8 protein-coding genes are annotated in these 7,772 nt (G+C 41.8%); 1 reads left to right on the forward strand and 7 read right to left on the reverse strand.

The genetic code is table 11. The features are described 5' to 3' along the window. The 4 genes from LD39_RS12990 to ablB form a co-directional block, all read right to left on the reverse strand. On the reverse strand, positions 1–711 hold a 711-nt coding region (locus tag LD39_RS12990; RefSeq protein WP_035547501.1), incomplete at its 3' end, for a glutamate synthase-related protein. 132 nt (positions 712–843) lie between these two features. Beyond that, positions 844–2,814 carry a hypothetical protein gene (locus LD39_RS12995; RefSeq protein WP_035547485.1) on the reverse strand — a complete coding sequence of 657 codons (1,971 nt, stop codon included), beginning with the start codon at positions 2,812–2,814 and terminating at the stop codon, positions 844–846. A gap of 14 nt (positions 2,815–2,828) precedes the next feature. Further along, positions 2,829–4,172, reverse strand: a complete 1,344-nt coding sequence (locus tag LD39_RS13000; RefSeq protein WP_052158860.1) for an acetyl-CoA carboxylase biotin carboxylase subunit family protein — start codon at positions 4,170–4,172, stop codon at positions 2,829–2,831. A 158-nt stretch (positions 4,173–4,330) separates the two neighbouring features. After that, a complete protein-coding gene (gene ablB, locus LD39_RS21815) occupies positions 4,331–5,176 on the reverse strand; it encodes a putative beta-lysine N-acetyltransferase (protein WP_052158861.1) in 846 nt (281 codons plus the stop codon). 332 nt (positions 5,177–5,508) lie between these two features. Here ablB and LD39_RS13010 point away from each other — a divergent pair, with 332 nt between their 5' ends. Continuing rightward, positions 5,509–5,961 (forward strand): CBO0543 family protein, encoded by a 453-nt coding sequence (locus LD39_RS13010; RefSeq protein ID WP_035547489.1) that lies wholly within the window; start codon positions 5,509–5,511, stop codon positions 5,959–5,961. A 12-nt stretch (positions 5,962–5,973) separates the two neighbouring features. On the opposite strand, the gene LD39_RS13015 is transcribed toward LD39_RS13010, so the two are convergent. The 3 genes from LD39_RS13015 to LD39_RS13025 all read right to left on the reverse strand — a co-directional run. Beyond that, entirely contained in the window at positions 5,974–6,498 is a 525-nt protein-coding gene (locus LD39_RS13015; RefSeq protein ID WP_035547492.1) for a GNAT family N-acetyltransferase, read from the reverse strand. A gap of 29 nt (positions 6,499–6,527) precedes the next feature. Further along, on the reverse strand, positions 6,528–7,430 hold the full coding sequence (locus LD39_RS13020) for a DMT family transporter (protein WP_035547495.1): 903 nt from the start codon (positions 7,428–7,430) through the stop codon (positions 6,528–6,530). 27 nt (positions 7,431–7,457) lie between these two features. Beyond that, on the reverse strand, positions 7,458–7,772 hold a 315-nt coding region (locus LD39_RS13025; RefSeq protein ID WP_035547498.1), incomplete at its 5' end, for a sulfite exporter TauE/SafE family protein.

Below are 7,772 nucleotides of genomic sequence, written 5' to 3' on the forward strand. Positions count from 1 at the left end.
ACCAGGACCAATTTGGCAAATAATATCGGCGCCGCCTTTCAAGTGGTGCTGGGAGAGACCTCCTTCGCCGGTATTCATCCATGTCCCCCCTGCTAAACCTAAACCAGTCGAAAGTGCGGTGATTGCTTTTTCCCCAAGTGATCCATAGCTCATGGCGGACTGGCCCACTAATCCTCGGACATGAAAAGGATGCCTGCAAGTATCTCTTCCAATGACAACCGCGTTATCTACTGTTAGTAATACAGGATCCGCGTCTGTATAGGTACGGTGTTCCTTCCGAGAAAAGAGATTGTCCTTATCAATCGAGTACACTTTCGTCTTTACTTTCTTTCCATTGTCCACCTGCATTTCTTCGCGATGAGTCGGGTACATAGAATTTCGAATATAGAATCCTGGTTCTTCAAAATCCCGCTCTGAACCAAAACCTAACATGCGGTCTTTGTATTTTGCTGAAAGATAAGTACTGACCATTTCATTTCGAGAAAACGGCTTTCCTTCACTATCATTATTAAATAAATACTGTCTCAGTTCGGGCCCTATTTTTTCGGTTATGTACCTCAACTTTCCAAGTACGGGGTAATTCCTTAAAACGGAATGTTCGGCCTGATGTTCATCCTTTATCCATAAACGCAGGATCAAAAGCAACGGCAATGATAGAATAATTAAAAATAGAGCTGCAAATCCGAAAATAATATAATCGGTCAATCCCATGGCAATTTCACTCCCTATTTGAAAGGTATAAGCTCTTCATATCTTTCAATACCTCAACTGGATGACCTTAAACGTGCCGACCATAAAACTATTTCAATGAAAAAATCCTGCTAATCAGCAGGATTTTTTTCTCTACAATTGGACCCAGGTGTACTGATCTCCCCAGCTTTCTTTGGCTAACTTTTCTACATCATTTACGATCTGATCGTCGACGGCGTAAGCATCTCCTTGTTCATACTGATTATAATGAAACGCATATAAGCGAGCCACAAACTGATGAAATGGCAAAGATGATTCCCCGGGAATTTCATTGAAGCCTGTGACGCTTGGCTGGATCCCCTGTCCCCAGTCCTGGGCACTATCGTTATTGGGGTTATAAAAATAGACACGGATTTCCCCTTTTGTATCTTTAGCTATACGCTGAATAGATACGGCATGTAAGCCTAAGAATTTCCCAAAAGAATTCGTAATAAATATGCCTACAGGATTCGGGTAAATAAGCTCGTATCCTTCATTGTAATCAGGATGATGGGTGGCATAAAAGAGGCGGACAAACCCAGGATAGTCAGCTACAGAACCTGTCATAGGATCAATGACACTACAGAACCCTTTCGAAATCCAATTCCCATAAAATGCTGGATTCACCCATTTATGAACATCGTCCCCCCGAAACTTCGAGCGGCGAACCAGTTCAGAATAGATGCGGTCCAAGTGAGGAACAAGCACCAAAGATACCGGATCCAGCTCCTCATGCAAATCGTCCACTAATCCTTCACGTAAATCTTTTGAATGAATGGTCGCGCCCTCAAACATGACATCGATATCTCCATCTCTTGCTGCTCTTGCGATTAAGTCAAGAAGATGTCCCGGTGCATGAAGCGACCACAAGCTGATGCCTCGTGCAGTTTGACAAGTAGGATTCATGCCCTGTCCGATTCCTAGTGGCTGGCCAAGTACACTGATAATTCCAGCTACGAGAATGCTGTTCGCCGTGATACCCTCGTTGCCATTGATGGAGTTGAGTAAAACTCTTCGAATATCCGGCTGAAGGTCTAGCTCAATGATTCGGCGAATCCCTGGAATGACCGGTGATGAGGAGAGCACTCCCCGATCCAGCAATTTAGCAAGACCGTATAAGGATTGACGTAAAGGGATGTGAACGCCCACTTTAATCAAGTTTTGAACAAACTCCATATGCTCTTCTACATTTGCTTTTCCTTTTTTGGATAAAGCCAATGCTTCCGGTAGCATGTGTGGATATTGCTTGTTCAAATAACGGACTAAAACAACGTGATTGGGCGCGACGAGTCCTGTGTCGCGCATCGTCTTAGCAAAAGACTGTGCTTCTTTTTTCAAATCTTCTTCTTTCAACTCTTTTACTTTTGTACGATATTTCTTCACATCGCAATTTTGGCTTTTCTTCGTCTTCCTATTAATCGCATGTAGATACGATTGGATCGCTTTTCTGTCCGCTTCATCGATATCTTTATCCAACAATTTCTCTGCATGCTCTGCCATTTTCACAATTCGATTCACCATAATAGGCCGTTGAGCAATGAGCTCTCTCATTTCCTTGACGAGTTCACCTGAGATCGCAGCCAAGGATAGTTTCTCAGATAGGAATTGAAATAACCGCTCCATCCGATCCTTGTCTTTTCCTTTACCCTCAATTCGGGCAGCCTCGGTTTCTTCCGGAAAAAGAATATCAATATTCAATGCCATGACTTCATGTAAAAAAGATTGCGCCTGTTCTTTTGAAACTCCTTCGCGCTCATACTCCCCTTTTGCAATGGCAATCATTCTCAACTCACTCAGCATCTCAGAAATGGAGGTCATTCCTCCTGCTTGCAGTGAACCTTTGACAAGATAAGGCTGCAACTTCGACGGGTCCTCCCATGGACTATCTTGAAAAATACCCGCTTGGTCATAACGTTCTGCCATTTTGTACAATACGGACAGGCCCCCTTCCTCATCCATTAAGTTAGCAGCCGCTTGCAATAGGTTACTATGGTACATCGGCTTCGCAAATGAATAGGCAGTCTCCATCGTTTCCAGTTCTTGTTTAAAGGTTTCTGCTTTGGTCGTTTCCACATTCAATGTCATCGCATTTTTTCCTCCTACACATAAAAGTCATGGTCTACATAATCGGTTAATAACCTTGATATTTCCTGGCTGTCATCTCCATGAAAGAAAATCGTCCCCCAATGATTCCCATAGCCTTCGCCGGTATCTTGAATCTTAGAGACGGTCGGTTTATAAAGTGTGTGCTTATCAAAGCTTGCATGCCCCTCTAATTCAGAAGGAATATGAACACGGCTCACTGTTTTCTTTTTGGGATAAACCATAAAGCTGCCTGCATGTCCGTTTGGTTGTATTTGACTTGGTACAAATCGTTCCAGTTCCTCTAGTGTTGTATACGGATCGCAGCATAAAATATGAGCTCCAAATGGATTGAATCCGTAAACCTTTTGGATGAGTTCAAAAATGTGCCCCCCAGGAATACGATAGGCGACTTCTCCAAAGAAAATTTCCTCTTGCTCTGTAATAAAGAACTCCGGATGTATCATTCCATACTGAATGTCGAACGCTTCGATCAGCTTTTCTACCTCTTTGAGGATCAGTTGGCGATATTGTTCGATTGCAGCTGAAGGAGGAACCATACTGGAATACCCTAACAGAACGTACTCCGTCATATTCAGAAACCTGACTTCCCCATTATGGATAAATGCTTCACAGGAAATTTCAATTCCTGACAAATGACTTTCGACTAAACCTGGAAAGCTATCATCAGTCAACTTTTTCTCGATATCCTCCTCAGAAAAAATCATCCGATGGCCAGCCGCACCCGCTTTATTTAGCGCTTTAAAATGAACGGGGTCTGGATCTTCACTGCGGTTTTTCAATAACGAATGATTGACCCGTTTAAAAAAGCGGTGGACCTCTTCTTTACTGTCTACTTCTTCGAACACGCCTACCTTTAACCCGCCTAAGTGGGCCCTACGCTTCATCATCGCCTTATCCCGAAAGAGAATCGAATGGTCAAATACACTCGGATCATTCCGAAAACGGGCATTCAGAGCCCCGGACCATTCTACCGTTTCTTCGAAAATGGGAATGGTGAGCCCGACGTCTAATCTTCTCAATTGGTTGAACAGACCACTCGACCGTTCATAAACCTCTTGATACTGATCTGGCTTTCCAAAATCCCATGATAAGAACGGAATACGGTGTTGTTCCGCATAAGGTTTGAAATCTTCATGGCTTACGACAATATACTCTTTACCGATCTGCTGCATGGCTTCGATCGATGGAATACTCCATCCGATTAAAGCAATTTTCGAGCCTTGATTTGGCCGCTCATGATTGATTCTAAGCGGACCGACTTTTCTTCCGTTCATGCGTTTTCGATCCGTTTGATTCGCTGATTTAAATGTCTCGGTTTGTTGATTATTTCTTGGCATTTCATCTTCACCTATCCTTGAAATGATTCAGCAACATTTAATTAGAATCTCCCTTGTTCTTGCAATTATCCGCTTTTAAAAACAACTACATCATGGAAATTTTTATGTATATCAAATAAAAAAATCAGGCCAGCTCAATTGAGCCGACCTGAGTGTTATTAAAGAGTTTTATACCAAATATTCATATCTTCTAAGCCTGTCCCAATCATACTGTTCCGCACCATACATCCACCGTAAGTAAATCCCTGTTGAGCGGCAACAATATTCATTCCCATCGAAATAGCTCTTGTATAGGAGAACATCGTTTGAATGCCAAGTTCTTTCATTTTGTTTTCCAGCAATGGGTATTGATAAGAAAGCAGTCCTTTTCCTCTATGGGCTGGTGATGTAGCACAATCGGTAAATTCAGCTGCTTCGTATTCAGAGAAAATGTCTGCAGAGCAAGCGCTTACAAGCTCATCACCACTATAAATCAGTGAAAAGTGAACATGGTCTCTCATCATCTTTACAATATAGTCCGGATCATGAATCGGCGTAGGATACTTAGAGAAAACGCCTTTGTAAAAAGCAGCCATTTCCTCGGCATGTTTCTCTTGCCCCCATATGATCGTATAGTTATCATGGAGCTTCTCTCTTTTCATTTTATCCGTAAAGTCCATTTCTTCCACATGAGAGATTACATTCTCGGTGTCCGCATGGTTTCTTGAAGGATCCAAATAGTTTGCATAAATCTTGGCATCTTCGCCTCTGAAAAAGCCTTTGATTTCTGCTTCATAATAGCAATTTAAATCTTGAACAACCGCTTCCTCTTCACTTCCTGATTTGACGTAAAAAATAAGTTTATCGCAATCCATTTCAGAAGCCGCTGTTTTAAGCTCACGCATTCGGTCTTCACTCATATCTTCAGGCAGCTCATACACTTTGATTCGCCTGCTGATTGGTTCTACATCAAAATATTTTTTCTCAACAAGGGTGCTTGCAGAAAGAAATTCATTTGATCCCATTTGTTTAATCTCTCCTTTTTTAGTTTCTTCCGCTATGTTCCGGCAACGAAGGTAGAGTGGTTGATCTCGTGTTTGTTTTCCTAAAATTAAGAAAAATTACCTTTATCATCTATTTTACATGAGTATATTCGAATGTTAAATAATATTGAAAAAATCGATCAGGAAGAATAGAACGGTAATTTACGCTTTAAAAGGCGGAATATTCGAGGTTTTGTCCCCTCTGAATTCATTAACATAAATTACCTCCTATAAAAGCCCTCCTTTTATAGAATCTAAATAATAGAGGTTTCTGCAGGCACATATTCAAAAATTTAAGAAAGAAGATGGCGGACATGATCTTCAACTTTTTTATCGGATTTTTACTCCCCTGGTTAACAGCAATCTTTATTTATCGACGTGCACGACTATTGATTTTTACCGTTGTCCCTTTCGTCGCTTTACTATCGGTCATCTTGAACCAATTAGGGATACAGACTGAAATATGGACACTGAAACCACGAATAGATCCACCAATTTTCGATACGATCTTCATTAATTTAGGGTATAACCCTATCATGGGTGCATGGTTTGCTTATTTCATCCATTTCAAGCAGTACAATCGCTGGTTGATTTATCTTTGTTTTATTATTCTTTTAGTTGGGCTTGAGCTAATCGCTTTATCTATGGATAAAGTCCTGTATCATCAGCAGTGGAATATATTCCATACCTTCATTGTGTATGGCATCGGCCTTTGCTTAATCGACCTTTATTATTCAAAGTTCAACAAAGACCTGAACGATTCTTAGGAAGAATGGCCGTTAAGACAGGAACTTTTCCATGCGGATGTCTGACCACATCTTTTGCTGCCAGTAGGTGAAATCCACGATACGAACAAATTCTGTGTAGCCAAGTTTTTTATAAAGCTTTTGAGCATTCAGGTTAAACTCAAACACCCCCAACTCGATCCGTTTGATTCCCTGCTGTTCGATCTGTTTTTCCAAATATTTCACAGCTTTAGCCCCCACTCCTTTTCCACGGCCTTCGTCCTCACCGATCGTGATCCCGATCCAGGCGGTTTTAGGTGTATTTTTGTAAAGATGCGGTGGATTGACCATGTAGTTCATTTCACCGACTAACCGCTTGTCCACATAAATAAGATAAATGTGATGATGTTTCAAGCGTTCTTTTAAGTCTTCTAAAGTGACTACTGCCTTACGCTCCAATTCTGTTTTCGTAAGGCTCGGACGAGTCAAGTGAACTAAATCAGGGTCATTTTCCCAACGATTAAACGCCTCGACGATATCTGAGGTGGGTGTAGTCAGTTCAATGAATTGAATATCCATAGAAATCTCCTTTCTGTCAGTTGAAGAAATCATCCAGCATTCTTTCGCTTCATCCTATATCCCATCTGTCCCCCTAGCTCATTGACCATGATGGCTAGGAGGATCAGCAGAATACCTACCCACTGGAAAACTGTAACCGACTCAGATAGAATGAGCATGGCTGAAATGATGGCGACTGGAAGTTCAATGGAGCTTAACACATTTGCCAGTCTTCCTGATATGAGAGGTGCACCACCAGCGAAAAATAGAGGAGGAATAATCGCCCCAACTAGAGCCACTCCGAACCCTATCGCCCATAACCGCCCATCAAGGATAGGATAACTGGGTATGTCCTTTATAAAAACGATTAAGACGAGAATCATAGAACCCGTGACCATCCATGAGCTCCGAAGGATAGGGTGAGATCCTGTCGCCACCTGACCGCTAAAAAATATGAATCCCGCATAAGAAAACCCAGATAAAAGTCCGAGCAGAAGGCCGATTGGTGGAAGATCAAAAACCTTGCCGTTCATGACATTAGAAGAAAGAACCACTCCCGTTAAAGTAATGACCATCGATAGGAGGTTTACCTTAGTCGGTTTACTCTTACTAAATATCCATTCATAAATCATCCCGATCCAAACAAATTGGAAGAGAAGGATGATCGCCAAGGAAGCTGATAAGTATTGCATAGCCCCGTAATAAAAGATACTCGTTAATCCAACGGTCGTTCCGGTTGCTATGACTTTCAGGATCTCTTCTTTTCTTAATTCTTTTACATTCAGTTTTTTTACTAGACTCAGTCCCCACAATATAAGGATGGCCACTAACATCTGGGCAATATTTAACTGGCCAAGAGTGTACCCATATGCGAATCCTGTTTTAACGAAGATAGGCGTAAATCCAAAACTTGCCGCACCTAACAGAACCAAAGCAATTCCTTTGATTTTCAAAAAATCGCCTCCAATCCTTTACGTGTACTATGTAAATAGCAGTTTAATCGCCATAATCAGGACGGCGACAATCAAAATTCGCTGCACCCACTTCTCTCCGTGCTTCACAGCGAATTTACTTCCAAGAAATGCTCCAATGCTTGTACCTGCGGCAAGCGTCAACCCATAACCCCAGTGAATTTGATTATTGATAATGAAGACGACTAGCGCTGATGTCGTATAAATCGCAACGACAAATACCTTTATGCTGTTGATTTTGACCAAAGACAATCCAGAAACAAGCGTGAGGGCAGCAATGATGATGAATCCAACACCCGCCTGAATAAACCCACCATAGATGCC

It is taken from the genome of Halobacillus sp. BBL2006 (genome assembly GCF_000786645.1).
Classification (GTDB): Bacteria; Bacillota; Bacilli; order Bacillales; family Halobacillaceae; genus Halobacillus.

What these genes read in the sequence shown, in the direction of transcription:
- LD39_RS12995 (WP_035547485.1), bottom strand. Translation starts at nt 2,814, where the DNA reads ATGACATTGAATGTGGAAACGACCAAAGCAGAAACCTTTAAACAAGAA.
- LD39_RS13000 (WP_052158860.1), bottom strand. Translation starts at nt 4,172, where the DNA reads ATGCCAAGAAATAATCAACAAACCGAGACATTTAAATCAGCGAATCAA.
- ablB (WP_052158861.1), bottom strand. Translation starts at nt 5,176, where the DNA reads ATGGGATCAAATGAATTTCTTTCTGCAAGCACCCTTGTTGAGAAAAAA.
- LD39_RS13010 (WP_035547489.1), top strand. Translation starts at nt 5,509, where the DNA reads ATGATCTTCAACTTTTTTATCGGATTTTTACTCCCCTGGTTAACAGCA.
- LD39_RS13015 (WP_035547492.1), bottom strand. Translation starts at nt 6,498, where the DNA reads ATGGATATTCAATTCATTGAACTGACTACACCCACCTCAGATATCGTC.